General features: G+C 64.1%; 21 protein-coding genes. 8 read left to right on the forward strand and 13 right to left on the reverse strand.

Annotated features, from left to right (window positions below):
• Positions 1–101 precede the first annotated feature (101 nt).
• The 3 genes from ACZ5BO_RS06350 (at position 102) to ACZ5BO_RS06360 (ending at position 5,576) form a co-directional block, all read left to right on the forward strand.
• Positions 102–1,805 (forward strand): bifunctional metallophosphatase/5'-nucleotidase, encoded by a 1,704-nt coding sequence (locus ACZ5BO_RS06350; RefSeq protein WP_464698784.1) that lies wholly within the window; start codon positions 102–104, stop codon positions 1,803–1,805.
• 286 nt (positions 1,806–2,091) lie between these two features.
• A complete protein-coding gene (locus tag ACZ5BO_RS06355; RefSeq protein WP_464698786.1) occupies positions 2,092–4,527 on the forward strand; it encodes a TonB-dependent siderophore receptor in 2,436 nt (811 codons plus the stop codon).
• Complete coding sequence (locus ACZ5BO_RS06360; protein ID WP_464698788.1) at positions 4,527–5,576, forward strand: hypothetical protein; 1,050 nt, start codon at positions 4,527–4,529, stop codon at positions 5,574–5,576. The genes ACZ5BO_RS06355 and ACZ5BO_RS06360 overlap by 1 nt, the downstream gene beginning before the upstream one ends.
• Here ACZ5BO_RS06360 and ACZ5BO_RS06365 read toward each other — a convergent pair.
• From ACZ5BO_RS06365 to ACZ5BO_RS06375, 3 genes are all read right to left on the reverse strand, one after another.
• Positions 5,573–6,283 carry an acid phosphatase gene (locus tag ACZ5BO_RS06365; RefSeq protein WP_464698790.1) on the reverse strand — a complete coding sequence of 237 codons (711 nt, stop codon included), beginning with the start codon at positions 6,281–6,283 and terminating at the stop codon, positions 5,573–5,575. The two genes, ACZ5BO_RS06360 and ACZ5BO_RS06365, sit on opposite strands and share 4 nt — an antisense overlap.
• Before the next feature lie 169 nt (positions 6,284–6,452).
• Entirely contained in the window at positions 6,453–7,727 is a 1,275-nt protein-coding gene (locus ACZ5BO_RS06370; RefSeq protein ID WP_464698792.1) for an OprD family porin, read from the reverse strand.
• Positions 7,728–8,221: 494 nt separating this feature from the next.
• Positions 8,222–9,097 (reverse strand): helix-turn-helix transcriptional regulator, encoded by an 876-nt coding sequence (locus ACZ5BO_RS06375; protein WP_025131650.1) that lies wholly within the window; start codon positions 9,095–9,097, stop codon positions 8,222–8,224.
• A gap of 153 nt (positions 9,098–9,250) precedes the next feature.
• On the opposite strand from ACZ5BO_RS06375, the gene ACZ5BO_RS06380 reads away from it, so the two are divergent.
• On the forward strand, positions 9,251–10,150 hold the full coding sequence (locus tag ACZ5BO_RS06380; protein ID WP_025131649.1) for a DMT family transporter: 900 nt from the start codon (positions 9,251–9,253) through the stop codon (positions 10,148–10,150).
• A 55-nt stretch (positions 10,151–10,205) separates the two neighbouring features.
• Here the strand turns inward: ACZ5BO_RS06380 and ACZ5BO_RS06385 are convergent, their stop codons facing one another.
• The 3 genes from ACZ5BO_RS06385 to ACZ5BO_RS06395 form a co-directional block, all read right to left on the reverse strand.
• On the reverse strand, positions 10,206–10,574 hold the full coding sequence (locus ACZ5BO_RS06385) for a hypothetical protein (protein WP_025131648.1): 369 nt from the start codon (positions 10,572–10,574) through the stop codon (positions 10,206–10,208).
• Positions 10,575–10,804: 230 nt separating this feature from the next.
• Entirely contained in the window at positions 10,805–11,782 is a 978-nt protein-coding gene (locus ACZ5BO_RS06390; protein WP_464698795.1) for a 2-hydroxyacid dehydrogenase, read from the reverse strand.
• A 649-nt stretch (positions 11,783–12,431) separates the two neighbouring features.
• A complete protein-coding gene (locus tag ACZ5BO_RS06395; RefSeq protein WP_025131646.1) occupies positions 12,432–13,400 on the reverse strand; it encodes a LysR family transcriptional regulator in 969 nt (322 codons plus the stop codon).
• A gap of 265 nt (positions 13,401–13,665) precedes the next feature.
• Here ACZ5BO_RS06395 and ACZ5BO_RS06400 point away from each other — a divergent pair, with 265 nt between their 5' ends.
• Genes ACZ5BO_RS06400 through ACZ5BO_RS06415 form a run of 4 tightly spaced genes read left to right on the forward strand, consistent with a single transcriptional unit; the run spans position 13,666 to position 18,457 of the window.
• Positions 13,666–15,177 (forward strand): efflux transporter outer membrane subunit, encoded by a 1,512-nt coding sequence (locus ACZ5BO_RS06400; RefSeq protein ID WP_464698797.1) that lies wholly within the window; start codon positions 13,666–13,668, stop codon positions 15,175–15,177.
• 11 nt (positions 15,178–15,188) lie between these two features.
• On the forward strand, positions 15,189–17,396 hold the full coding sequence (locus ACZ5BO_RS06405; protein WP_464698799.1) for an FUSC family protein: 2,208 nt from the start codon (positions 15,189–15,191) through the stop codon (positions 17,394–17,396).
• On the forward strand, positions 17,386–17,586 hold the full coding sequence (locus ACZ5BO_RS06410; RefSeq protein ID WP_007930063.1) for a DUF1656 domain-containing protein: 201 nt from the start codon (positions 17,386–17,388) through the stop codon (positions 17,584–17,586). Before ACZ5BO_RS06405 ends, ACZ5BO_RS06410 begins: the two co-directional genes overlap by 11 nt.
• A gap of 10 nt (positions 17,587–17,596) precedes the next feature.
• Complete coding sequence (locus ACZ5BO_RS06415; protein ID WP_464698803.1) at positions 17,597–18,457, forward strand: efflux RND transporter periplasmic adaptor subunit; 861 nt, start codon at positions 17,597–17,599, stop codon at positions 18,455–18,457.
• Positions 18,458–18,900: 443 nt separating this feature from the next.
• Here ACZ5BO_RS06415 and ACZ5BO_RS06420 read toward each other — a convergent pair whose 3' ends face one another.
• The 7 genes from ACZ5BO_RS06420 to ACZ5BO_RS06450 all read right to left on the reverse strand — a co-directional run bounded on the left by ACZ5BO_RS06420 (position 18,901) and on the right by ACZ5BO_RS06450 (position 26,452).
• Positions 18,901–19,926: an SEL1-like repeat protein gene (locus ACZ5BO_RS06420; protein ID WP_464698805.1), complete on the reverse strand. Its 1,026-nt coding sequence runs from the start codon at positions 19,924–19,926 to the stop codon at positions 18,901–18,903.
• A 234-nt stretch (positions 19,927–20,160) separates the two neighbouring features.
• Positions 20,161–21,189, reverse strand: coding sequence for a sel1 repeat family protein (locus ACZ5BO_RS06425; RefSeq protein ID WP_464698807.1), 1,029 nt, complete (start codon positions 21,187–21,189; stop codon positions 20,161–20,163).
• Between the two features lie 286 nt (positions 21,190–21,475).
• The gene (locus ACZ5BO_RS06430; protein ID WP_464698809.1) at positions 21,476–22,300 is read right to left on the reverse strand and encodes an SDR family oxidoreductase; all 825 of its coding nucleotides are present in this window, start codon (positions 22,298–22,300) and stop codon (positions 21,476–21,478) included.
• Between the two features lie 36 nt (positions 22,301–22,336).
• Positions 22,337–22,801: a hypothetical protein gene (locus ACZ5BO_RS06435; protein WP_011059362.1), complete on the reverse strand. Its 465-nt coding sequence runs from the start codon at positions 22,799–22,801 to the stop codon at positions 22,337–22,339.
• A 700-nt stretch (positions 22,802–23,501) separates the two neighbouring features.
• Complete coding sequence (locus ACZ5BO_RS06440) at positions 23,502–23,777, reverse strand: short-chain dehydrogenase (protein ID WP_258718188.1); 276 nt, start codon at positions 23,775–23,777, stop codon at positions 23,502–23,504.
• A 342-nt stretch (positions 23,778–24,119) separates the two neighbouring features.
• Entirely contained in the window at positions 24,120–25,571 is a 1,452-nt protein-coding gene (locus ACZ5BO_RS06445) for a mannose-1-phosphate guanylyltransferase/mannose-6-phosphate isomerase (protein WP_464698811.1), read from the reverse strand.
• A gap of 212 nt (positions 25,572–25,783) precedes the next feature.
• Complete coding sequence (locus ACZ5BO_RS06450) at positions 25,784–26,452, reverse strand: alginate O-acetyltransferase AlgF (RefSeq protein ID WP_464698813.1); 669 nt, start codon at positions 26,450–26,452, stop codon at positions 25,784–25,786.
• Positions 26,453–26,463 lie beyond the last annotated feature (11 nt).

The raw sequence follows: 26,463 nt of genomic DNA on the forward strand, positions 1-26,463 counted from the left end.
GATCGACGGCGAAGCCGGCGCTGTTCCCCAGCGCCCTTCGTCGACTGACCGAGGCCTGCGCCAGCGGCTTTTTTTTCGTCGACTTCCCAAGGATTTTTTCCATGTCCCGTCTTCGTCCCATGCCGCGGCTGCTGGGGGCACTGACCCTGGCCCTGGTCACCCTGGCCGGTTGCAGCTCGCTGTCTCAGCCGCCGCAACCGGTGGCGGTGAACATCGTCGCCATCAACGACCTGCACGGCTACCTGCAAGCCAACCCCTTCAGCTACAAGGACCCCCAGGCCCCGGGTGGCGTACGTAAGTTGCAGGCCGGCGGCATCGCCACCCTGGGCGGCATGCTCGGCCAGTTGCGCCAGCAGGACCCGCAGCTGTTGTTCATCGGCGCCGGTGACCTGGTAGGGGGCAGCCCACCGCTGTCGGCCATGTGGGCCGACGAACCGACCCTGGACGCCCTGCGGCAGATGGGCATGAAGCTCAGCGCCATCGGCAACCACGAACTGGACAACGGCAAGGCCGAGTTCCTGCGCCAGCTCAACGGCGGCTGCCAGTCGTCGCGGCCGGACAAGGCCTGCCAGTTCCGCCCGGACTACCCGGGCAGCGGCTTCCCCTACCTGGCGGCCAACCTGATCGACAGCGACACCGGCAAGCCGTTGTTGCCGGTCTACCGCATCGAGGAGGTGCGCGGGGTCAAGGTGGCCTTCGTCGGCGCGGTGTTGCGGGACGTAGCCTCGGTGGTCAGCGCCAAGGGCATGCGCGGCTTGCAGGTCAAGGATGAAGCCGACTCCATCAACCAGCTGATTCCCGAGCTCAATGCCCAGGGCGTGAATGCCATCGTGGCCGTGGTGCACCAGGGCGGCGCGACCCCGGAGCCCTTCGACAAGCCCGACTGCTCGCAACTCGGCGGTGATATCGTCGACGTGGCCAAGCGCCTGGACCCGGCGGTGGACGTGCTGATCAGCGCCCACTCGCACCAGGGCTACCTGTGCAAGGTCGGGCCGTTGCTGGTGACCCAGGGCAACTCCTACGGCCACCTGCTGACCCACCTGACCCTGCAAGTGACCCCGGGCCAGCACCGGGTGGCGAGCATCCAGGCGGTCAACCTGGTGGCCGATCCGGCCCGTTATCCACAGGAGCCGGCCCTGGCCCGGTTGCAGCAGGAAGTCGAGGCCCGCAGCAACCAGGTGCTGCTCAAGCCGGTCGGGCGGATTGCCGCGTCGCCGATTGCCCGGCGCACCGATGCCGCGGGGGAAACGCCCCTGGGCGACCTGATCGCCGATGCGCACCTGGCCGGCGGCCGGGCCAATGGCGCGCAGATCGCCTTCATGAACAACGGCGGGATCCGCAGCGACCTGGCCCTGGAGCCGGGGCAGACCCAGGTCAACTACGGACAGCTGGCGACCCTGCAACCTTTCAACAACAACCTGATCGCCTTCGACCTCAGCGGTCGGCAGATCGAGCAGGTGCTCAACCAGCAGTGGAAGGGCGCGGAGGATGCCAACATCCTCCAGGTGTCCCAGGGCTTCAGCTATCGCTGGGATGACCGGCGTCCGCTGGACAGCCGGGTGGTGCCGGGCAGCGTGCGCCTGAACGGCCAGCCGCTGCAGCCCGCAGGCACTTACCGCCTGGTGATGAACGGCTTCCTGGCTGACGGCGGTGATCGCTTCAGCCTGTTCAAGAGCGGCAGCAACCGCAGCGACCTGGGGGTTTCCGATCTGGACGCGATGCTCCACTACCTCAAGGACATGGACCAGCAAGGCAAGCCAGTGGGTTCCGGCACCAGTGCCGGGCGCATCCAGCGGGTCAACTGATCTTGCGGGAAAGGCGGCGAGGCCGTTGCGCCCGCCGCCATCCCGCTGAGCGCGCCTGGGCGGCCCTGACCTCGATTGCCAACCTCAAAAACCTGCAGCGCGCCGCGCCCTTTTTGGGGCGCTGCACGGCCTGAAACAGCGATTGCCACCCGCCGGCCAGCCCTGGGCCCAGAGAAAATGAAAATATTTTCAAAAAACAGGTGAGGTCATCCCGGTCGACATCCGTGTAGTGCTTGAAAGTGCGATTCATTCGCATCAACGGCGTTTCTACACACGAGTCTCCAGCATGAAGTCCAGGGCACAATCGGCGGCAAACGGTTCGGTAAAACGGTGGTTCGGCGCCTCGGCGCTGGCGGTTTCGGGGTGGGCTCTGCTGCCCCAGGGCGTGGCAGTGGCGGCCCAGGCCGGCGCTGAACAGCACAGCGCAATGTTCAACTTCGCCATCGCGGCCAAGCCGCTGCCCCAGGCCCTCAGCGACTTCACCCGGGTCACCGGGATCAGCGTGGTCTACACCGACGAGGCGCCCTACAGCCTCAAGGCGCCGGCGCTCAGTGGCCAGTTCAGTGCCGAGCAGGCCCTGCAACGCCTGCTGGGCAACTCCGGTTTCACCTACCGGCGCAGCGACGATCACACCCTGATCCTCGAAGCCTTGCCAAAAAATGGCGGCTTGAGCCTGGGCACCACCAGCATCACCACCCAGGGGCCCAACGAGAACACCAGCTACCAGCCGCCGGCCACCACCTCGGTGGCACGTTCCCAGGCGCTGAACCAGGAAATCCCGCAGATCATCAACGTGATCCCGGCCCAGGTGCTGCGCGACCAGACCCCGCGCAACCTGGACGACGCCCTGAAGAACGTCAGCGGCATCACCCAGACCAACACCCTGGGCGGCACCCAGGACGCCGTGCTGCTGCGCGGCTTCGGCGACAACCGCAACGGCTCGATCATGCGCGACAGCATGCCGGTGGTGCAGGGCCGCTCCCTGAACGCCACAGCCGAGCGGGTGGAAGTGATCAAGGGCCCGTCGTCCCTGCTGTATGGCATCCAGGACCCGGGCGGGGTGATCAACATCGTCAGCAAGAAGCCCGAGTTGCAGCAGTCCACGGCCCTGACCGTGCGCGGCTCGACCTACGGCTCGGGCAAGAACGGCAGCGGCGGCGCCCTGGACACCACCGGGCCGCTGGGGGATTCCGGGCTGGCCTACCGGCTGATCGTCGACCATGAAGACGAAGACTACTGGCGCAACTTCGGCACCCACCGCGAATCCCTGGTGGCGCCGTCCCTGGCCTGGTACGGCGAGCGCACCAAGGTGCTGCTGGCCTATGAGCACCGCGAGTTCCTGACCCCGTTCGACCGTGGCACGGCCATCGATCCCAAGACCAACCACCCGCTGGACATCCCGGCTACCCGGCGCCTGGACGAACCGTTCAACAACATGGAAGGGCGCTCGGACCTGTATCGCTTCGAGGTCGATCATGAACTCAGCGATGACTGGAAGGCCCACTTCGGCTACAGCTGGAACCGTGAAACCTACGACGCCAGCCAGGTGCGCCTGACGGCGGTGAATGCCAACGGCACCCTGACCCGGACCATGGACGGCACCCAGAATGCCCTGACCACCGACCGCTACGCCACCGTCAGCCTGGAAGGCAAGGTGCAACTGGGCGGCATGCAGCACGACCTGGTGTTCGGCCTGGATGACGAGTACCGCAAGATCTACCGCGCCGACCTGATCCGCGGCAAGAACACCAGCTTCAACTACCGCAACCCGGTGTATGGCCAGCAAGTGGCCGGGACCAACGTCAGCGCCCCGGACAGCGACCAGACCGACCTGCTGCGCAGTGATTCGCTGTTCTTCCAGGACGCCATCCACCTCACCGACCAGTGGATCCTGGTGGCCGGCGGGCGCTTCCAGGAATACGACCAGTACGCCGGCAAGGGCCGGCCGTTCCACGCCAACACCGATAGCAACGGGCAGAAGTTCGTGCCCCGCGCCGGCCTGGTGTACCGCTACACCGACCAACTGTCGTTCTACGGCAGCTACACCGAATCGTTCAAACCCAACTCCAGCATCGCCCAGCTGGCCGGCGGCAGCGTGGTGCTGGACGGTTCCATCGCACCGGAAGAAGCCAAGTCCTGGGAGCTGGGAGCCAAGCTCGACATGCCAGGGCGCATCACCGCCAGCGCGGCGCTGTTCGACATCACCAAGCGCAACGTGCTGGTGACCACCGCCACGGCTTCCGAGACCGTCACCAGCGTGGCCGGTGAAGTGCATTCCCAGGGCCTGGAGCTGGACCTGACCGGCCAGCTCACCGACCAGTGGAGCCTGATCGGCAGCTACGCCTACACCGACGCCGAAGTGACCAAGGACACTCAGTACAAGGGCAAGCAACTGCAGAACGTGGCCAAGAACACCGGCTCGCTGTCGGCGGTCTACGACTTCGGCAGCCTGATGGGCGGCGACCGCCTGCGGGTCGGCGCCGGTGCCCGTTATGTCGGCGAGCGCGCCGGGGACGCGCCCAACAGCTTCGACCTGCCGGGCTACACAGTGGCCGACGCCTTCGCCACTTACGACACCAAGCTCGAAGGGCAGAAGGTCAAGTTCCAGCTCAACGTGAAGAACCTGTTCGACAAGACCTACTACACCTCCTCGGTGAGCAAGTACTTCGTGTCCCTGGGGGATGCTCGCCAAGTGTCGCTGTCCAGCACCCTGGAGTTCTGATGAGAGCCTTGACCCTGGGTGTACTCCTGGCGTTCTGCGGCGTGGCCCAGGCGGCCGCGCCCGTAGATGAACGCCTCTACCATCGCGAGCAGCAAGTGCAGTTGCCGGGTTCCGGCAGCAGTTGGGGCTTCATCGCCCTGGACCCGACCCGGCCCTATCTGTTCCTGGCGCGGCGGGAAAACAGCCTGAGCGTGTTCGACGTGGACAAGCAGCGCCCGCTGCGGACCATCGAGCATTCGGAGGGCGCCAATGGCGTGGTGTTCGTCCCGGAGCTGGACCGGATGTTGGTGCTCAACACCGACGGCAGCCTGGGGCTGGTGGAGTTATCCACACTCAAGCTGCTCAAGCGCATCGCCGTGACCCAGAGCAACCTCAACAGCGCGGTGTATGAACCGCGCACGGGGCAGGTGATCATCGTCAGCGGGCGTCGGGCCGATCGTTCGACCCTGTTCGTCTTCGATCCCAAAGAAGAGCGGATTACCGCCGCCCACGAGCTGGCGGTGAAGAAGATCGACCCCTTGTTGCTCAAGGGCGATGGCAGTTTCTTCTTGCCGATGCGCGATGAGGGAACGCTGGCGCGGCTGTCCTCCAGCAGCTTCAAGGTCCTGGATCGCTGGCAGTATCCCGACTGCCAGCGGCCCAGCGCCCTGGCCCAGGATGAACAGCGGGGGCGGTTGTTCGTCGCTTGCCGTGGTGAACGGCCAGTGCTGCTGGTGCTGGATCGCGACAACGGCGCGCTGAAAGCCAGCCTGCCGATCACCCGGGACGTCAACGCCCTGGCCTACGACCCGCAGGCCCGGCGCGTGCTGATTGCCAGCGGGGTGGACGCCAACCTCAGCGTCATCGCCCAGCTCGATGCCGACCGCTACCAGGCCCTGGGCACCGTCAGCACCCAGCCCATGGCTTACAACATGGCGTTCGACCCGCGCCGCCAGCGGGTCTATCTGGCGGCGATGGACTTCACCCAGCCGGCGGCGAGCCCGGCCGAACCCAAGCCGGACCCGCTGTTTCATGCCAATACCTTCAAGGTCCTGACCCTGGCGCCCTAGTCGGCGCCAAGTGCCAGGGCTTGCGCTTGCGCCGCACAGTCGCCGCTGGCGCTCAGGCCCTTGGCGCGAATGGCCAGCAGCTCTTGCCGGGCCAGGGCGAAATCGGCCTGGAAGGTCGGGTCGGCGTGCAAGCGTGCCACGGTGGTCGCGCCGATCTCACGGCCTTCATGGATATCGCTGTACCAATGCACGTTGCACACCATGCGGCTTTCCGAATAGGCCCGGCCACGGGCCCACAGTGCGTTGCCGTACTCGGGGGCCAGTTCGCTCAACAGCAGCGCCCAGGCCCAGCCGATTGCACTGTGGCCCGACGGGTAGGAACCATCTGCGGCCAGCTTGGCCTCATCTTCCGGGGTGCAACTGGGCTGCTGGTTGTAGACGAAGGGCCGGGTGCGCTGGTAGCGCTTCTTTGCGCTTGAAGTGGCCAGCCCGGCATCGGCCAGGGTGCGCCGCAAGACTCTGTACAGCGCGGGTGTTTGCTGTTCGCTGATCGGCGCATTCAGCGCACAGGAAAACGTCTCTGCGGCGGCGGGGAACTTCAGGTTGGCATCAATGATGGCCAACTCCCAGCGCTTGCTGCCACGCAAGGCCTGGCTTTTTTCAGCCATGCTCTGGTCCAGGGCGAAGGCTGGAGTCCCCACCGCAGGCGGTGGGGGTAACAGCGCCAGGCTGTTGGGCAGGTCCTGCTGTTCCAGATAACCGATCAAGTACCCCGGTCGGAACTCCGGGATGCTTTGCGGCTGAGCGGTTTGTTTGGCTTCGACTGGGTTGATCAGGCTTAAAAACAATAGGCTGGCCAAACTTTTCGATAGTAGACGTTGCATGTGGATATCACCTCTAAGTGTTTTATTTTTTATGATGCTTCCAGTTGCCCGGTTACTTGATGTTCCAGGTGTAGTTGAACATCAGTCGTGTATCGTCAGTGTCGCGAATGAAGTTCTTGGCGTAGTTGGAGCGATAGAGTGCGCTGCGCAGGCGTACACTTAAATTCTTCAGCGGGCCTTGTTGCACGACATAGCGCAATTCATTATCCAACTCCCATGACTTGCCAATTTTTTGGGTGCCGATAATTTCGGCATGGCTGCCGGATATATAACGGCTGTTGAGACTCAGGCCCGGAAAACCCAGGTTGACGAAGTCATAGCCATAACGAAGTGCCCAGGAACGCTCCTTTGCATTGGCGAAGTCACCCAGTACGGATAAGTTGATCAGGTTGGCATCGGCACCCAGGATGTTGGCATAGCCGGTGTCTCCCAACATTCGCTGATAGCTCACGCCAAGGCTGTGGCCTTGATAGGCGTACCCGAGCAACCCCTGCAGGGCGCGGTTGTCGATCTTGCCGCCTTTGGCATTGCCGTAGTCGTTCATCAGGCTCAAGCGCAGATCGCTGCTGAACGTCCCCGCGCCCCAGGGGCTCTTGTTGGCCAGGGTGAAGACCTGCTGGCGGTAGATATCCTCCAGTTGGGCGACATGTGCGCGAGCCAGCCATTGCTTGTGGAATCGATAGTCGACGCCCGCCATGTCGAAGTGTTCAGCCGTTGCCCCCAGGCCCTGAAAGCGCCGGTTCAAGGGGCTCAGGGTCAGCGGCGTGTATTGCGTGGCGTTGCGCTGCAGGACCCGGCTCAGACGCCCGGCGGTAACCTCCAGGTTGTCGATTTCATTGGAAGTCAGCAGCCCGCCCTGGAAAATTTGCGGAAACAGGCGGCCGTCATTGGGCCTCAGCGTCGGCAGTACCGGCGGCACCAGCTCGCCAAGCTTGAACAGGGTCTTGCTGGTCTTGAGCTTCCCGGCCAGGGCCAGTTTCGAATAGTCATCCTCTGCCCGGCCATTGCGTGCCACCTTCAACAGCCCGGTGCCGGTTCGACCAGGAGCGGAATCCAGCTTGATCCCGAGCATGCCGATGGCGTCGGCACCGACAGCGACGCTGCCTTCGGTGAACCCCGAGTCCAGGCGCAAGAGGAAACCTTGCGCCCATTCTTCGCGGGTGGGCGCCGTGCCTTCGCGATAGTCCCGATTGAAGTAATAGTTGCGCAGGTCCAGGCGTGCGCTGCTGTCGTCAAGCAGTTTGGCGTTTACCGGAATGGCCAGCATCGAGGCACACAGCACCGGCAAGTGTCTGACCCATTGCCGTGGCCAACTTCGTGAAAGCATTTCATCGTCCTCTGTTTTTGTTGTTTTGGAGTAAGGCGATTAACAGCTGAGTTATTGCAGGTTTTTTAAAGCCTATAAGCGAATATCGGGTTGTCTTGTTGGGGTTAAAGTTTGGGTTGATTACTGTGGGTATGGATTTTTCGGCTGCTTCAGTTAATGAGGGCCAGACGGCTTGCACCTTGAGTCTTTGTGTAATCCCTGGCGCTCAAGGCCTAAAGACTAAGTTGAGCCTGGGGTTAAACAAGAACCATCAACTCCATGAATGAAGTGATAAATGAAATTTAAGAATAATTACCTTCTTGTGATCTTGGTTGTCATATAAGAGCTTGTGGGGAAGTGCTCTTTTTGAAAGATGTATGTAAGAGGGTTTTAATTTGTTTGTAAGAATTATCTTTTTTAAGTAAGAAACTTGAACCGCTTACTGATTCAGGCGTGTAAGGGCGGGTGGCATAAGGAAGGGGGCATGCAGAGGCGGGTTTTCGGCAACCCTGACCTCAGCGCAGGAACGCCAGGCGGTAGTCTCCCGGCGTGCCCCCCAGGGCCTGGCGGAAGCGATTGTTGAAGTGGCTGGCACTGGCAAAACCGCAGGCCAGTGCAATCTCGCCCAGGGGCTGGGCAGTGGTGCGCAGCAGGTCACGGGCCCGGCTCAGGCGCCGGGCCAGTACATATTGGTGGGGCGGCAGGCCGAAGCTGGCGCGGAACATGCGCGCGAAGTGGTATTCCGACAGTGCGCACAACCCCGCCAGTTGGCCCAGGCTCAGGGGCGCTTCCAACTGGCAGTCGATGTAGTCCACCAACAGCCGCCGCTGGTGCGCGGCCAAGCCACCCTTGAGCCGGGCCCCCTGGCGCAGGCCCACCTGATGGAGCAGGGCATGGCTGAGCATCTCGTGGGCCAGGCTGCTGGTCAGCAGGCGTTCGCCGGGTTCGTCCCAGTTCAGGCGGACCAATTGGGCAAAGCGCCGGGTCTGCTCGGGGTCGTCGAGAAAGGTGCTTTCGCGCAGTTGCAGTTCCCGGGGCTCGCGATCCAGCAGGGTGACGCAACCCAGGGCGAACTGTTCCGGGCTGAAGTACAGATGGGCCAGGCGAATATCGCCGTTGATCACCCAGGCCGACTGGTGCTCGGCGGGCAGGATGCACAGCTTGCCCGGGCCACCCTTGCTGCCCGGCTGGTCGCGGCGAAAGGTGCCGGTGCCGCCGGCCAGGTAGCAGGACAGGGTGTGGTGGCTGGGCGCCTCATATTCCTGGGCGTCGTGATGGTTGCTCCACAAGGCTGCGGACAAGCCGTCACCGAGCTCGGCGCTGTGCTCCAGGCGAGCATTGGGCGAGCGGTTGAGGGCTTGGAAGACTTGCAGGGTATCCAGTGCGGGCATGGTGGGGCGTCAACATGGGTGCGGTTGCCGGTGTTTTGCATCCTACTCCGTAGCACCCGCGCTGCCAGCCCGGCACCGATAAAAAGCGCAAGTTTATGCAAGCGCGGGCAAGGGGGGCGCTGGAAACTGTGTTCCTTATAGAGGAGTCGCGCCATGAACCTATCGCTGTATCTGCTCACCGTGCTGATCTGGGGCACCACCTGGATCGCCCTGAAACTGCAACTGGGGGTGGTGGCGATTCCGGTGTCCATCGTCTATCGCTTCGGCCTGGCGGCGCTGGTGCTGTTCCTCATCCTGTTGCTCGGTCGCAAGCTGCAGGTGATGAACCGGCGCGGGCACCTGATCTGCCTGGCCCAGGGCCTGTGCCTGTTCTGCATCAATTTCATGTGCTTCCTGCACGCCAGCCAGTGGATTCCCAGCGGCCTGGTGGCGGTGGTGTTTTCCACCGCGACCCTGTGGAACGCGCTGAATGCCCGGGTGTTCTTCGGCCAGAGGATCGCGCGCAATGTGCTGATGGGCGGGGCCCTGGGGCTGTTGGGCCTGGGCCTGTTGTTCTGGCCGGAGCTGGTGGGCCACAGCGCCAGCCCGCAAACCTTGCTTGGCCTGGGGCTGGCACTGCTTGGCACCTTGTGTTTCTCGGCGGGCAACCTGCTCTCCAGCCTGCAGCAGAAGGCCGGGCTGCGCCCCATGACCACCAACGCCTGGGGCATGGCCTATGGCGCGGCGATGCTGTCGATCTACTGCCTGTTCCAGGGCATTCCATTCGAGATGGAGTGGAACACGCGCTACGTCGGCTCGCTGCTGTACCTGGTGATTCCGGGCTCGGTGATCGGCTTCACCGCCTACCTGACCCTGGTGGGGCGCATGGGACCGGAGCGGGCGGCCTACTGCACCGTGCTGTTCCCGGTGGTGGCGCTGAACGTCTCGGCGTTCGTCGAGGGCTACCAGTGGACGGCGCCGGCACTGGCCGGGCTGGTACTGGTGATGCTGGGCAACGTGCTGGTGTTTCGCAAACCCAGGGCCTTGGCGGCAATTCCCGGGAAGCTGGCCTGATTCTCCACGCCGGCCTGTTGCCGCCGGCGGGTTGGCGATCACCGCGGTGGGCGCGTTACTGGCAAGGATCGGACCCATAGTCCTGATGGCCCCGGCCCGGGTAGCATTTCACCTGGGTCGTCTTGTCGGTCACGGTCCAGCGCTCGTTCTCGATGGACAGATTGAATATTGTCTTTTGCGCGAACACCGAGTCATCCAGCAACCCTGACTCCTCGATCTCAACCACTGCCTCGGTCGGGGATTCGCCGGTGACTTTCTGATTCACCATCACGTTGCTGGGTTCTTGCTGGAAGTGGCTGCCCATGGACTCCAGGGCCACCACCAGCGGCGACTTGGCCGTGGGGCTGGTCGCCTGTGCTGGCGATTGCTGATCGCAGGCCGCGAGGAAGAACGCTGGGGCCAGGAGTAGGTATTTCAACTTCATGCAGGGTCTCTTTGGTGGAGTGGCCAGCCTGCGGGCATTGCCTTGAGGGCTGCGCTGGCGGAGATGCATTGGCCGCTGCCAGGCATCGCCGCCGCCTGCAGGTTGGCCAAGCGGGCTTGGCCATCTGACTGGTGGCGCGGGTTTTCGTTCATCGCCCGCCGGCTGCGCCTATATGCGGTTGTGGGTGCGAAGCGGGCCAGTGCTGGGCCGGGGGTATCGTTTGCCGGCTGCTACTGGGGTTTCCACACCTGCGGGTTGACCAGGTCCTGGGGGCGCTGGCCCAGCAGGGCGCTGCGCAGGTTGCTCATGGCGCGCTCGGCCATGGCGTCGCGGGTCTCGGTGGTGGCCGAGCCGACATGGGGCAGGGTCACAGCGTTGGACAATTGGAACAGCGGCGATTCGGCCAGCGGCTCCTTCTCGTAGACATCCAGGCCGGCGCCACGGATCTGGCCCTTCTGCAAGGCTGCGATCAGCGCCGGCTCATCCACCACCGGGCCCCGGGAAATATTCACCAGTATCGCACTGGGTTTCATCAGCGCCAGTTCGCGGTGGCTGATCAGGTGCCGGGTCTTGTCGCTCAATGGCACCACCAGGCAGACGAAATCCGCTTGCGCCAGCAACTGGTCGAGGCTGCAAAACTGTGCCCCCAGTTCCTGTTCCAGGGCGCTCTTGCGGCTGTTGCCGCTGTAGAGGATCGGCATGCCGAAACCCAGGCGCCCACGGCGGGCCACGGCGGCGCCGATATTGCCCATGCCGACGATCCCCAGGGTCTTGCCGTGCACATCGCAGCCGAACAGCGCCGGGCCGACGCTGGCCTGCCAGTGCCCGGCCTTGGTCCAGGCGTCCAGCTCGGCGACCCGGCGGGCGCTGCTCATGATCAGGGCGAAAGCCAGGTCGGCGGTGCTTTCGGTGAGCACGTCCGGGGTGTTGGTGAGCATCAGCCCGCGCTGGTTGAAATATTCCAGGTCATAGTTGTCGTAGCCCACCGAGATGCTCGACACCACTTCCAGCTGCGTGGCGTTTTCCAGCTGCGCGCGGCCCAGCTTGCGGCCGACGCCGATCAGGCCATGGGCCTGGGGCAGGGCTTCGTTGAATTGGGCGGCGATATCCCCGTGCTTGGGGTTGGGGACGATGACCTCGAAGTCCTGTTGCAGGCGTTCGGTCATCTCGGGGGTGATGCGGCTGAAGGCAAGTACAGTCTTTTTCATCGCGTGAAGGCTCGTCAGGCGGGGAGAATGCCAAGCAAGCTAACATTTTTGCCGCCGCTGCCAAAGGGTGCCGGCTCAGGCCGCACAGGCACTGGCTTGTGTAGGCGCTGGCTTGTGTAGGAGCTGGCTTGCCAGCGAAGGCGTCGGCCGGGGCGATGCACGTCTTGCGGGCCTCTTCGCCGGCGAGCCGGCTCCTACGGGAGGGGGCTGGAGGACGGAGGGCGCAAGCGCGTCACCTCGTCGGCGCTGGCTTGTGTAGGAGCTGGCTTGCCAGCGAAGGCGTCGGCCGGGGCGATGCACGTCTTGAGGGCCTCTTCGCCGGCAAGCCGGCTCCTACGGGAGGGGGCAGCAGGACGGAGGGCGCAAGCGCTTCACCTCGTAGGCGCTGGCTTGTGTAGGAGCTGGCTTGCCAGCGAAGGCGTCGGTCGGGGCGATGCACGTCTTGCGGGCCTCTTCGCCGGCAAGCCGGCTCCTACGGGAGGGGGCAGGAGGACGGAGGGCGCAAGCGTGTCGCCTCGTAGGAGCTGGCTTGTGTAGGAGCTGGCTTGCCAGCGAAGGCGTCGGTCGGGGCGATGCACGTCTTGCGGGTCTCTTCGCCTCGCCGGCAAGCCGGCTCCTACAGGGGCGGTTGGCGAGGCCGCCCCTCGGCTCAATTGGCCAGGCGGGCGCCGGTCAGGCTGCTGCTCAGCTCGTAGGCCGCCAGTTCCGCCTGGTGCGCCGCGAGGATTTCCGGCAGGGAGCCGCGCAGGTACTCGACCCAGGTCTTGATCTTGGCATCCAGGTACTGGCGCGACGGGTAGATGGCGTACAGGTTCAGTTCCTGGGAGCGGTACTGGGGCATCATCCGCACCAGGGTGCCGTTGCGCAGGCCCTCGATGGCGGCGTACACCGGCAGCACGCCAACCCCCATGCCACTGATGATCGCGGTCTTCATGGCGTCGGCAGAGTTCACCAGGAACGGCGAACTGTTGATGGTGACCATCTCCTGGCCTTCCGGGCCGTCGAAGGTCCATTTCTCCAGGGGAATCACCGGGCTCACCAGGCGCAGGCAGGCGTGGTTCAGCAGGTCGCTGGGCTTGTGCGCGCAGCCGTTGGCTTTCACGTAGGCCGGCGAGGCGCAGACGATGCTGTAGGTGATGCCCAGACGCTGGGAGACGAACCCCGAATCCGGCAGTTCGCTGGCGAGCACGATGGACACGTCGTAGCCCTCGTCCAGCAGGTCCGGTACGCGGTTGGCCAGGGTCAGGTCGAAGGTCACGTCCGGGTGGGTCTTGCGGTAGCGGGCGATGGCGTCGATCACGAAGTGCTGGCCGATGCCGGTCATGGTGTGCACTTTCAGCTGCCCGGCGGGGCGGGCGTGGGCGTCGCTGGCCTCGGCCTCGGCTTCTTCGACGTAGGCCAGGATCTGCTCGCAGCGCAGCAGGTAGCGCTTGCCGGCCTCGGTCAATGCGATGCGTCGGGTGGTGCGGTTGAGCAGACGGGTTTGCAGGTGCGCCTCGAGGTTGGAGACGGCGCGCGAGACGTTGGCGGTGGTGGTGTCCAGCTGTACCGCGGCGGCCGTGAAGCTGCCGGCTTCGGCAACACAACAGAACGCGCGCATGTTTTGCAAGGTGTCCATGGGGTGCTCTCAGGGGAGATGGCAAATTGTGACACGAAGTTACGGGGGCTTGGATAGGCGACCAAGGGATTATCGCGTTTACGGTAACAAAGATTCACAGGAATCCCACCTTATCGCCGACCGGAGCCCACCCTAGAATTGCGCCGATCTATAGGACCCGGCTTGCCGGTGAAGCGCCTCCAGGCCCATCGCGGTGTCTGGAACGCCGGCCAGCGGGTGCCTAAGAGAGATGTACTTCTCCCCCCGATCTCAGGAATTCGCAGCAGTGCCGCGTCGCATCAGCAGAGGGTTCAAGACCCTCAGTGTTTGGACTTTATCGTTAGCAATCAGCGGCTGCATCGGAACCGGAGGCATTGCCCCACAGGGCAAGACACTTCCCGCTAATACATTGGCCACCGACGAGGCGATCCAGAGCGCCGCGCAGGACGCCCACTGGCCCAGTGCCCAGTGGTGGCAGGCCTATGGCGACCCGCAGCTGGACCGCTGGATCACCCTCGCCGTGCAGGGCAGCCCGAGCCTGGCCATGGCCGCCGCCCGGGTCCGCCAGGCCAAGGCCCTGGCCGGCATTGCCGAGTCGGCCGAGTCGCTGCAGATCAAGGGCGACGCCACTCTCAAGCGCCACAACTGGCCCACCGATCAGTTCTACGGCCCCGGCGCCCTGTCCAACAGCACCACCTGGGACAACAACGCCGCCCTGGGCATGAGCTATGCCCTGGACCTCTGGGGCCGGGAAAGCAACAGCACCGAGCGCGCCGTGGACCTGGCCCACATGAGCGTGGCCGAAGCCCGCCAAGCGCAGCTGGAACTGGTGAACAATGTGGTGCGCAGCTATATCCAGCTGTCCCTGCACTTCGCCCAGCGCGACGTGGTCCAGGCTACCTTGAAGCAACAGCAACAGATTCTCGAACTGGCGCAACGGCGCCTGGACGGCGGCCTCGGCACCCATTTCGAGGTCAGCCAGGCCGAGGCACCGCTGCCGGAAACCCATCGCCAGCTGGACGCCCTGGACGAAGAAATCGCCCTGACCCGCAACCAATTGGCGGCCCTGGCCGGCAAGGGCCCGGGGGAGGGCGCGCAGTTGCAGCGGCCGACGCTGTCCCTGGGCGCGGCGCTGAAACTGCCCTCGGCCCTGCCCGCCGAACTGCTGGGGCAGCGCCCGGACGTGGTCGCCAGCCGCTGGCAAGTGGCGGCCCAGGCTCGCGGCATCGATGTGGCCCACGCTGGCTTCTACCCCAACGTCGACCTGGTGGGCAGCATCGGGTTCATGGCCACCGGTGGCGGGGCCCTGGAGTTCCTCACCGGCAAGAAGCTCAACTACAACGTCGGCCCGGCCATCAGCCTGCCGATCTTCGATGGCGGGCGCCTGCGCTCGCAGCTGGGTGAAGCCGCGGCCGGCTACGACCTGGCTGTGGCCCGGTACAACCAGACCCTGGTGGAGGCGCTGAAAAGCATTTCCGACCAGCTGATCCACCGCGAGTCCATGGACAAGCAGCAAGCCTTTGCCGCCGAGTCGGTGGCCGCTGCGCAGAAGACCTACGACATCGCCACCGTGGCCTTCCAGCGCGGCCTGACCGACTACCTGAACGTGCTCAACGCCCAGAGCCTGCTGTTCCATCAGCAGCAGATCCAGCAGCAGGTACAGGCCGCGCGCCTGACGGTCCAGGCGGACCTGGTGACGGCCCTGGGCGGCGGGCTTGAAGCCGGCCGCGACGTCCCCACGCAAGACCGCCTTGAGGCACCCAAGACTCCCGCGGCCCTGGCCGTGTTCGACCACTGAAGCAGGCTCCCATGACTTCCTTGCCCGCCCCTTTGCGCTGGCTGTACTCCCTTGAATGGCGCCGGGGTTTCTTCGACTGGGCGCGCAGCGACGGCGTGACCTGGGTTTATATCTTCAAGGTCCTGGCCGCCGCGTTCCTCACCCTGTGGCTGGCCATGCGCCTGGAATTGCCGCAACCGCGCACCGCGATGATCACCGTGTTCATCGTCATGCAACCGCAGAGCGGCCAGGTGTTCGCCAAGAGCTTCTACCGCTTTCTCGGCACCCTGGCCGGCTCGGCGGTGATGGTGGCGCTGATCGCCCTGTTCGCCCAGAACACCGAGCTGTTCCTCGGTTCCCTGGCGATCTGGGTCGGCATCTGTTCGGCCGGTGCCGCGCGCTACCGCAACTTTCGCGCCTACGGTTTCGTCCTCGCCGGCTACACCGCGGCCATGGTCGGCCTGCCGGCCCTGGCCCACCCGGAAGGCGCTTTCATGGCGGCGGTGTGGCGGGTGCTGGAGATTTCCCTGGGGATTCTCTGCTCGACCCTGGTCAGCGCCGCGATCCTGCCGCAAACCGCCAGCGCCGCCATGCGCAACGCCCTGTACCAGCGCTTCGGGGTGTTCGCCCTGTTCGTCACCGACGGCCTGCGCGGGCGCAGCCAGCGCGACAGCTTCGAAACCAGCAACGTGCGCTTCATTGCCGAAGCCGTGGGCCTGGAAGGGCTGCGCAGCGTCACCGTGTTCGAAGACCCGCACATGCGTCGACGCAACGGCCGCCTGAGCCGCCTGAACAGCGAGTTCATGGGCATCACCACGCGCTTCAACGCCTTGCACCAGTTGCTTGAACGCCTGCGCAGCAGCGGCACCGATCACGTGGTGGCGGCCATCAAGCCCGGCCTGCAGGACCTGGCGGAACTGCTCGACGGCTTCTCCGGCCGCGCCCTGACCAGCCCCGACGCCGCGCGCCTGGCCACGGCCCTGGCGGCCTACAAGGCCGAGCTGCCGGCGCGGGTGCGCAGCTTGCGGGCGGCCTTCCAGGAGAGTGGCCCGAGCGACGCCGAGCAGCTGGATTTTCACACTGCCTACGAGCTGCTCTACCGCTTCGTCGACGAGATGCACAGCTACGCCCAGACCCACGCCTCCCTGGCCGACCACAGCCACGAACGCGAGCGCTGGGACGAGCCCTACACCCCGCAGACCAACTGGCTGGCCTGCGCCGCCTCGGGCATCCGCGCGGCCTTCGTGCTGGTGGTGCTGGGCAGCTACTGGGTGGCCACCGCCTGGCCCAGTGGCGCCACCATGACCCTGATCGCCGCCGCCACCATCGGCCTGTCGGCGGCCACGCCGAACCCCAAGCGCATGGCGTTCCAGATGGCCTGCGGGACTTTCATCGGCGCCCTGGTGGGCTTCGTCGAAATGTTCTTCGTGTTCCCCTGGATCGACGGCTTCCCGCTGCTGTGCCTGATGCTGGCGCCGGTGATCGTGCTCGGTTCATTCCTCGCCTCGCGGCCCAAGTACGCCGGGGTCGGCCTGGGCCTGCTGATCTTCTTCAGCACCGGTTCGGTGCCGGACAACCTGACCATCTACAACCCCTACACCTTCATCAACGACTACATCGCCATGGTCATGGGCATGCTGGTCTGCGCCGCGGCCGGGGCGATCATTTTGCCGCCCAACAGCCGCTGGCTGTGGCGGCGGCTGGAGCAGGACCTGCGCGGCCAGGTGGTATACGCCATCAGCGGCAAGCTCAAGGGCCTGGCCTCAAGCTTCGAGAGCCGCACCCGCGACCTGCTGCACCAGGCCTATGGCCTGGCGGTGGGCCAGCCGAAGGTGCAGAGCGAACTGCTGCGCTGGATGTTCGTGGTGCTGGAAGTCGGCCACGCCATCATCGAGCTGCGCAAGGAACAGGCGATTCTCCCGGTGCACCCGGCCTATGCCGAATCCCAGCCCTGGCGCCAGGCGATTCGGGTCATGGGCCGCTCTCTGGTGCGGCTGTTCCTGCAACCGAGCCAGAGCAACCTGGAGCGCGGGCTGATCGCCGTGGACCACGCCATCAGCCGGGTCCAGGCCACCGACGAGCCCTTCGCCCCGCACTTCGACACCTCGGCCCTGCGCCGGGTCAAGAGCTACCTGCACTTCATCCGTACCTCACTGCTCGACCCGCAATCGCCGCTGGCGGCCTATGCCGTGGCCAAGCCGGCGCTGCCTGCACCCCAAGGACTTGAACATGCCTCGTGAAATCGCCTTCCACGGCGTTTACATGCCCACCATGACCCTGATGTTCTTCATCGCCGCGGCCCTGGCCTGGGCCCTGGACCGGTTCATTTCCGGCTACGACCTGTATCGCTTCTTCTGGCACCCGGCGCTGCTGCGCCTGAGCCTGTTCTGCTGTCTGTTCGGCGCCATGGCGCTCACTGTCTACCGTTGAGACCCCCGCGATGAAAAAGTTTTTCAGCCTGCTCGCCACCCTGCTCGTGCTGGCCCTGGCCCTGTGGATCGGCCGCACCCTGTGGGAGCACTACATGTACACCCCCTGGACCCGTGACGGCCGGGTGCGCGCGGACATCATCAACGTCGCCGCCGACGTCACCGGCGAAGTGGTGGACGTGCCGGTCAAGGACAACCAACTGGTGCGCAAGGGCGATCTGCTGATGCAGATCGACCCCGAGCACTACCAGATCGCGGTCAAGCAGGCGCAGTCCCTGGTGGCGTCGAAAAAGGCCACCTGGGAAATGCGCAAGGTCAACGCCCGGCGCCGCGCCGACATGGACAACCTGGTGATCTCCAAGGAAAACCGCGACGACGCCGGCAACATCGCCGACTCGGCCCTGGCCGACTACCAGCACGCCCAGGCCCAGCTGGAAGCGGCGGAACTCAACCTTGCGCGCACCCAGGTGCGGGCGGCGGTGGATGGCTACGTCACCAACCTCAACGTGCACCGCGGCGACTACGCACGCATTGGCGAGGCGAAGATGGCGGTGGTCGACATGAACTCGTTCTGGGTCTACGGCTTCTTCGAAGAAACCAAGCTGCCCCACGTGCGCGTGGGCGATAAGGCCGACATGCAACTGATGAGCGGCGAAGTGCTCAAGGGCCACGTGGAAAGCATTTCCCGGGGCATCTACGACCGCGACAACCCGGAGAGCCGCGAACTGATCGCCGACGTCAACCCGACCTTCAACTGGGTGCGCCTGGCCCAGCGCGTACCGGTGCGCATCCACATCGACGAAGTGCCGGACGGCGTACTGCTGGCGGCCGGCATCACCTGCACCGTCGTCGTCAACCAAGAGCCTCAATAGGCGCGATCTGGCACGTGTAGGAGCTGGCTTGCCAGCGAAGGCGCCAGCCCAGGCGATGCAAGACTCAAGGGCCTCTTCGCCGGCAAGCCGGCTCCTACAGGGAACTGCACGGTCTATCTAACTGCTGTAGGAGCTGGCTTGCCAGCGAAGGCGCCAGCCCAGGCGATGCAAGACTCAAGGGCCTCTTCGCCGGCAAGCCGGCTCCTACGGGGAGCTGCACGGTCTATCTGACTGCTGTAGGAGCTGGCTTGCCAGCGAAAGCGTCGACCCAGGCGATGCAAGACTTGCGGGCCTCTTCGCCGGCAAGCCGGCTCCTACAGGGAGCTGCACGGTCTATCTGACGGCTGTAGGAGCTGGCTTGCCAGCGAAGGCGCCGGCTCAGGCGATGCAAGACTTGCGGGCCTCTTCGCCGGCAAGCCGGCTCCTACGGCAGTGGGGCGCGGTTATTTGTAGCTTTTCTGCATGATCGCCAGGGACTTCTTCGCCGCCGCTTCCAGGCCGTCGTCAACGTGGTTGATGGTGGCCACCAGCTTCGGGTTCTGCAGCACGTCGACACCGGGGTAACGCTGCTGGGCCAGCCGCGAGACGATGATGTACTGGGTCACCGCGTAGTGCAGCTTGAACTGGCCGCTGTCCCGGGCCTTGGCAATGGCCGCTTTGACAAAGGCCTGGCGCTCGGCCGTGGTCATGCCCTGGAACAGGTCGGGGAGATCGAAATGGATCTCGGCGGAGAAAATCGCCACTTCCTCATCCCGTGCCTCGTCGTACATCACCTGCTTGCTGGTCACGCGCTTCTTGAGGTCGGCAAAGCGCTGTTCGCCTTCGGCCAGTTGCTCCGGGCTCATCTTGCCTTTCAAGGCATCCAGCTGGCTGGTGTCTTCGGTGTTGTCGATGATCTTCAGCCAGGCATAGGCCTTCACCAGGTCGCCGGATTCTTCGGCGGCGTCGGCCAGGCTCTGCTGCGGCTCCGGGTTGCCGTGCAACGCCGAGCGCTCCAGCCAGCGCACCGCCAGGTCCCGGTCCTTGGGAATGTCCTTGTCGCCGAACCAGTAGGTGGCGTACATGCCGTACTCGGCGCACCAGTCGTTCTGCGAGGCCGAGTAGGCGATGTAGTTGAAGGACTCGCGGTCGCGCTCGGCCTTGGGCTTGTCGGTTTCCTGGTCGGTGGTGGTGGACAGGTAGCAGAAGGCCCGGGTGTAGTGCGGCGCGGCCATGGCGAAGCAGCCCTTGGCGTTCTTGTAGTCCTCGATCTCGTTCAGCTTGTAACCGATGCCGTACAGCAGATCAGCCTCCATGGCCGGGTTGCAGTATTCGTTGGCAGTGACCTTGGGCAAGACGCTTTCCAGGGTCAGCTTGGGCAAGGTGTCATTCAGTTCGGGGACTTTCGGTTCGGTGTTTTCCGGAGCCGTGGAGGCGCAGGCCGCCAGCAAGGCAGCCAATGCCAGTGGCAGCGCGTTGAACAATTTCAATGGATATTCCCTGATCGGCGAATGAAAAAGACGCGCATGAAATCAGGCAGGGACAGGACGGGAGAGGGTGGAGCGTTAGCCATTCCGTGCTTGGGTGTCGACGCCAGCGATTCCATGCTGCATGAGCCCGGGGGCTCAAGGTCGCGCATTCTACTGGGATTGAGAGGGCGTACAACCGAAACCGCAGCAGCTGTTGGGCCGCGGCTGAAAACCCAGTAGCGTCAGGCGCTCCGGTTATGGTTTGCGCTTGGCCAGGATGGCCTTGGCCTTGGCTACGGTGTCTTCCACGCTCAGGTCATCGTCCACCAGCAAGGCCTGCAGCGCTGGGTTCTGCCACAGGTCCACGGCAGGTCCGGTGCTTTGCACCAGGCGCGAGATCAAGGCGTAGGACACCAGTTGGCCACGTGTGTGGAATTTCGGGTAGAGCTCCTGCATGTCCACCAACTGGGCCACGAAAGCATGCCGTTGCGCAGGCGACATGCCCGCGAACACCTCCGGGTAGCTGTAGTACAGATCCCCCGTGCCCAGGGCGATGAGGTCCTGGCGCAGGGCCTGCTCAATATCCTTTTTGGGGGTGAGTTGGCTGAGTAGCCGGGTGTAGTGCTGCTCGCCTTCGGCCATCTGCTGAGGGCTCATCTTGCGTTTCAGCGCGTCGAGCGTTTGGGCGTCATCCAGGGTACGGGCCCAGGCGTAGGCCTGCGGGAGATTGTCCTGTTCGCTGCTACGTACCATCTCCTGTTGCGAGTCCTGGTCGCCGTGGCGGGCGGCGCGTTCCAGCCAGGCCATGGCCAATTCCTTGTTCGGCGGCTGGTCCAACTTGCCGACGTTGTAGATGTCGTACAGGCCAGCTTCCGCGCAGGACTCATTCTTCTTCGCGGCGTAGGCGGCGTAGTTGAAGGCTTCGCTTTTGTCATAGTCGCGTTGCCGGGAGCCGACAATCTTGCCCAGGATGCACAGGCTGGAGGTGGAGCGGGGGGCCGCCATGATCAGGCAACTGCGGGCCATGTCTATTTCCTTGCTCGCCATCAAGGTACGGGCTGGGCCATACAGCACCTCGTCCTCATCGATCAGTCGCATACCGAGGCCGAGCAGCAATTCGCTGTCCATGTCCGGCGTGCAGTAGGGGTTGGCCTCGACCTTGGGCAGGGTCTGTTCGAGGCTCAGGTCGGGCAAGGTTCGGTTCAGTTTCTCGTCCGGTGACGAGGCATCGCAGCCCAGCAGCAAGGCGAACAGGATCAACGGCAGTGCACTACGACATTTCAATGGGGCAGATCCCTGATCGGCGAATGAACAAAGGCGCGCAGGGCCACCACTGTAGGAGCTGGCTTGCCAGCGAAGGCGTCGGCCCAGACGATGCAAGACTCAAGGGTCTCTTCGCCGGCAAGCCGGCTCCTACGGAGAGCTGCACGGTCTATCTGACTGTTGTAGGAGCTGGCTTGCCAGCGAAGGCGTTGGCCCAGGCGATGCAAGACTCAAGGGCCTCTTCGCCGGCAAGCCGGCTCCTACGGGAGGCACGCGGTACACCCGAGCTGGCTTGCATGCGTGGGGGTCAGAGCTTGGCGCTCAGGCCAAAACGCTTCATCAGTCCCTTCTCCAGCAAACCCTTAGGCAAAAGGTTGGCCAGCAGAGGCAAGGCACGGCTGCCATTGCCCAGACGCACCAGGCGCGGCGGCTTGTCCTGCTGCACGGCCTTGAGCAAGCCGGTGGCAAACTCGCTGGCCGGTGTGGGCTTGTCCTGGGAGGCCTTGGCCCGGGCGCGGATGCCGTCGCGCAACGGCCACCAGGGCGATTGTTCGTTGAGCAGTTGCTCGGCCTCATGCCCGGCGTTCTTGGCGAAGCTCGAAGCGATGGCCCCGGGCTGCACTTCCATAACCCGGATACCGAACGGCGCCAGCTCCATGCGCAGGGCATCGCTCAAGGCGTGCACCGCAGCTTTTGATGCGCAATAGGCGCCGGCAAAGGGCGTGACCAGCACCCCGGACACACTGCCGATATTCACCACCAAGCCACGGCTGCGGCGCAGCACCGGGAACATCGCCCGGGTTACCCCGACCACCGAGAACACATTGGTTTCGAACTGGCGCTGCATGGCTTGCACGCCACCGTCCAGCAGTGGGCCCATGGCACCGTAGCCGGCGTTGTTGATCAGCACATCGAGGCCGCCGTACTGCTGGTTGATCTCTTCGCTCAGGGCGCCCAGGGCCGGGCCGTCATTCACGTCCAGCTGCACTGCGGTGAAGCCGGCGGCCTGCAGAGTGGCGACGTCCTCGGCCTTGCGGGCGGTGGCGAGCACGGTGTAACCGGCAGCCTTGAACTTTTCTGCCAGGGCGCGGCCGATGCCGCTGGAACAACCGGTGATCAACGCTACGGGCATGGCGCGGTCCTTGTGCTGGGTGAGGGAGGGGGTGAATCAGTCGGAGAAACTACCCTGTAAACGCTCGGCGCGAAACTCCAGGGTTTGCGGGCGATAGCCCGGGCGCAGCGGCGGCAGCGGCAGGCAGTCCTGCCAGTTGGCACCGGCCTGTAACTCGCCGGGACCGCGATAGCGCGGGGCGCTGTACTGGTTGTCAGCAAGGTTGACCGTGTCCCCCGGAGCATAGGCGGCGACCCGCCAGCGCAGTTCGACCAGAGGCACTTTGTTGCCGTTGTTGAGCTTGAGCTGCAGCGGCCGGTCGGCGGGGCAATGTTCCGGGGCGTAGGTCAGGCGCAGCTCCAGGCGCGCCAGTTGCTGGGCTTCGCGGTTGTCCAGCCAGACCACCCAGCAGGCCACCAGGGCCAGGCCGAACGCGGCAGCGAGGGACACGGGAAGGGCTTTGGCCGGGTAGCGCAGAAGCAGGATCAGCCAGGTGATGACCAGCAGAACGCCGATGAACATGACGCGAGCCTCGGGGAAAAGGAGGGGACATCCTACCTAAGCGTAGGTGGGGTTGGCGATGGAAGATGGCTGTTGTGTGTGGGCGACTTCAAAGCCTTGTGGACTACGTACATGGGCCCCCGCTGTTACCGCAGCGGCTACAGATGAGGCGCCGCAGGCCGGGATGTTCCCAACGCCAGCGGCTTGGACATAAACTGCGACGCCTTTGTCGTTGCTCCGTATCGAACCTGGACTAGCCTCTGACCGTCGCTGCCAATTCAGCGGCCGGGCTTGGTAACCCGTTCTGATCCAGGCGCAGCAGCGCCGTATTTCACTCGTGCAATGGCAGCTGTGCGTGGGAGGGTTCGTCCCTGCCGGGCTCCTGTATCTCCGGTTTACCAACCTGCACGCAGCTGCCACCCCTTCGCTTGGTAACCCGTTTTGATAGCTGCAGCAGCGCCCCATTTCGCTATTGCAAGTTCGTTGTGCACCTGTGTACTTGTGCAATGGCAGCTGTGCGTGGAAGGGCTTCGTCCCTGCCGGGTGCCTGTATCTCCGGTCGACCAATCCGCGTACGGCTGCCCCCCATCGCAGGGCTGTGCATTTTGTGGTGCAGAGGGGCGCGACAGTGATCGATGAGGTGGGGTTGGAGATGAAGGAGAGAGGATAGGCTTGCAGATCGTTCCCCCGCGTTTGAAGGAGGGAACGATCACGGGGCGTTTTAGTTCAGATACTGACTGCCACGAATTCGCCGACCCAACACATCCAGCAGATCACAACCATCGCGCAACAGAATGGCGCTGGCGTGAGCGATCTGTGTCAGGTCGGTGGCATCGGCGTGGCGGCTGTCCATGTGCACGATGCTTTCCATCAGTTGAGTTACCGCGAGGATACGGTAGGCGGCGCTGGCATGGAGTTCGTCCAAGGGCGCTCGGGTGTCGATAAACAGGGTGGGGGTGGAGGATTCGTTGCTGGTTAACGCGATACGGTCGGCCATGGTGGGCTCCAAAGAAACAGTGTTGGAAACTGCGTTCCTGAGAAAACAACCGAGCCGTCAACCTCGATCACGAATGAGTCGTGACAGGCGCGAGGATAGGGAGCGAGAAGAGGGCGGTCAACCCGATATGTGTAGCCTCGAACGACCTTTTGTATCCACAGATGGCTGTTGATTTGGCTTGCCGCTTGAAGCTTGCCACTTGCCCCTGCTTCTGAAAAAAAATCCCCCTGTCCAACCGCCTGCGGATAGGGGACGCAGGCACCTGGAAAGGGGGAGCACAAAGGTCTTGCTAGCACGACTCCCTGCTTTTACTTGCAGCTTGCCGCTTGAAACTTGCCGCTGTTACTGAGCTATGGTCTTCACCGAAACACCACGTTCCACCGGAGTAGAACGCCCGTAGATATCCTCAAACCGCTCGATATCGTCTTCGCCCAAATAGCTGCCCGATTGCACTTCGATGATCTCCAGCGGAATCTTCCCTGGGTTGCGCAGGCGGTGCACCGAGGCAATCGGGATGTAGGTGGACTGGTTCTCGGTGAGCAGGAACACGTTCTCGTCACAGGTGACTTCGGCGGTGCCGCTGACCACGATCCAGTGTTCGGCGCGGTGGTGGTGCATCTGCAGGGACAGGCAGGCCCCCGGCTTGACCGAAATGTGCTTGACCTGGAAGCGTCCGCCCATGTCCACCGAGTCGTAGGAACCCCACGGTCGGTAGACCTCGCAGTGGTTCTGGGTCTCGCTGCGGCCTTGTTCGTTGAGGGTGTTGACCATCTGTTTCACCCCTTGGACCTTGTCCTTGTGGGCAATCATCATGGCGTCCTTGGTTTCGACGACGACGATGTTCTCCAGGCCGATCACCGACACCAGTTTGCCGTTGCCGTGGATCATGCAGTTCTTGCTGTCCTGGATCACCACGTCGCCTTTGCTGACGTTGCCGTTGGCGTCTTTTTCATGCACGTCCCACAGCGACGACCAGCAGCCTACGTCGCTCCAGCCGGCGGTCAGCGGGACTACGCAGGCGCGTTGGGTCTTTTCCATCACCGCGTAGTCGATGGAGTTGTCCGGGCAGCAGGCGAAGGTGGCGGCGTCGACGTCCACGGTGTCCGGGTCCTGCTGGCTGCGTTCCAGGGTCAAGAGGCAGGTGTCGTAGATGTCCGGATCGTGTTTCTTCAGCTCTTCGAGGAAGCGGCTGGCGCGGAACAGGAACATGCCGCTGTTCCAGAAGTAGCCGCCGGCCTGGACGAACTCGGTGGCGCGTTTTTCGTCGGGCTTTTCAACGAAGTGCGAGACCCGGCTGACTCCCTCCGGGAGCAGGGCGTCGTTGCTGGACTTGATGTAGCCGTAGCCGGTTTCCGGTTTGGTCGCCGGTACGCCGAACAGCACCATTTCGCCACGCTCGGCGGCCACGGTGGCCAGGGCCAGGGCCCGTTGCAGGGCTTTCTGGTCGTCGAGGACGTGGTCGGCGGGCAGCACCAGCATCAGTTCGTCGCGGCCTTCGTTGACCAGCATCATCGCGGTCAGGGCCACGGCGGGCGCGGTGTTGCGGCCGAAGGGTTCCATGAGGATGCGCTGGGATTCGAGGTTACGGTTGGCCAGCTGCTCGTTGACGATAAAGCGGTGGTCCTTGTTGCAGACCACGATGGGGGTGTCCATGCCTTCGAACACCAGGCGCTCCAGGGTCTGCTGGAACAAAGTGTGTTCGCCGGTCAGGGCGAGGAACTGCTTGGGGAATTGCTTGCGCGAAAGCGGCCAAAGACGTGAGCCGCTACCACCTGACAAGATCACCGGAATCATGTTGTTACTCCTTCAAATATCGTATGGGTTAGAGCTACTGCGTTCTGTCGTTTCACTCTTGTTTTTGTCGCGTGCCCGGATGCGTTGCCTGCCCTCTGTAGGAGCCGGCTTGCCGGCGAAGGGGCCTTTGAGCCTTGTGTCGGGCTTGAGGACGCCTTCGCTGGCAAGCCAGCTCCTACGAGAGGCGGGTGCGGCGCGCATCCGGAAATTCGTTAGCGGGTGGAGACGGGGCGCTTGACCCACACCGGCGACAGGCTGCTGCCGTTGCCGGTGACGTAGAGCACCGCCGCTTCGCCGCGCTCCAGGGCCACGGGCTTGAGGTCGCTGACCTTTTTCTCGCCGTCATACAGGGCGAAGCTGACCTTCACCGGGTTGATTTCGCGCTCGCCGCGGCCCTTGGCCTCCACGGACTTGACCACGTCGGTCTTGCCGTCGGCGGTCTTCAGGGTCAGGGCCTGGTCGCTGAGGTTCTGCACCCGCACCAGGGACTTCTGCTTGTTCTTGAACGGCGGCTCTTCGATCAGCTGTGGCTGGCCGCTGGCGTTGTTGACCAGGGTGTAATAGTGGTCGGCCGCGAGTTTCACCGGCACGCTCTGGCTGCCCACCTTGGCGGTGTAGTCGCCGCCGGGCATGAAGCTGAAGTCGCTGCTGGCCAGGGGCGCGACGTCGTTGACGTTGGTGCTGCCCACCGTGGCGCTGACTTCGCTGTTGCTGGCGTTGTACAGGCGCACGAAGGTCGAGCCCTTGGGCGCGGTGGGGCCGTACAGGGCGGCATCGCCACCGGCGAATACCGGAGCTGATAGCAGGCCCAGGCCCGCGGCCAATACGGCAGCTTTCAGGGATTTGGCAGCGAGACGACGAGGAGTAGTAGTGAAAGTCATGAGTGTTACCT

The sequence above is a fragment of the Pseudomonas sp. FFPRI_1 genome, from assembly GCF_055384485.1.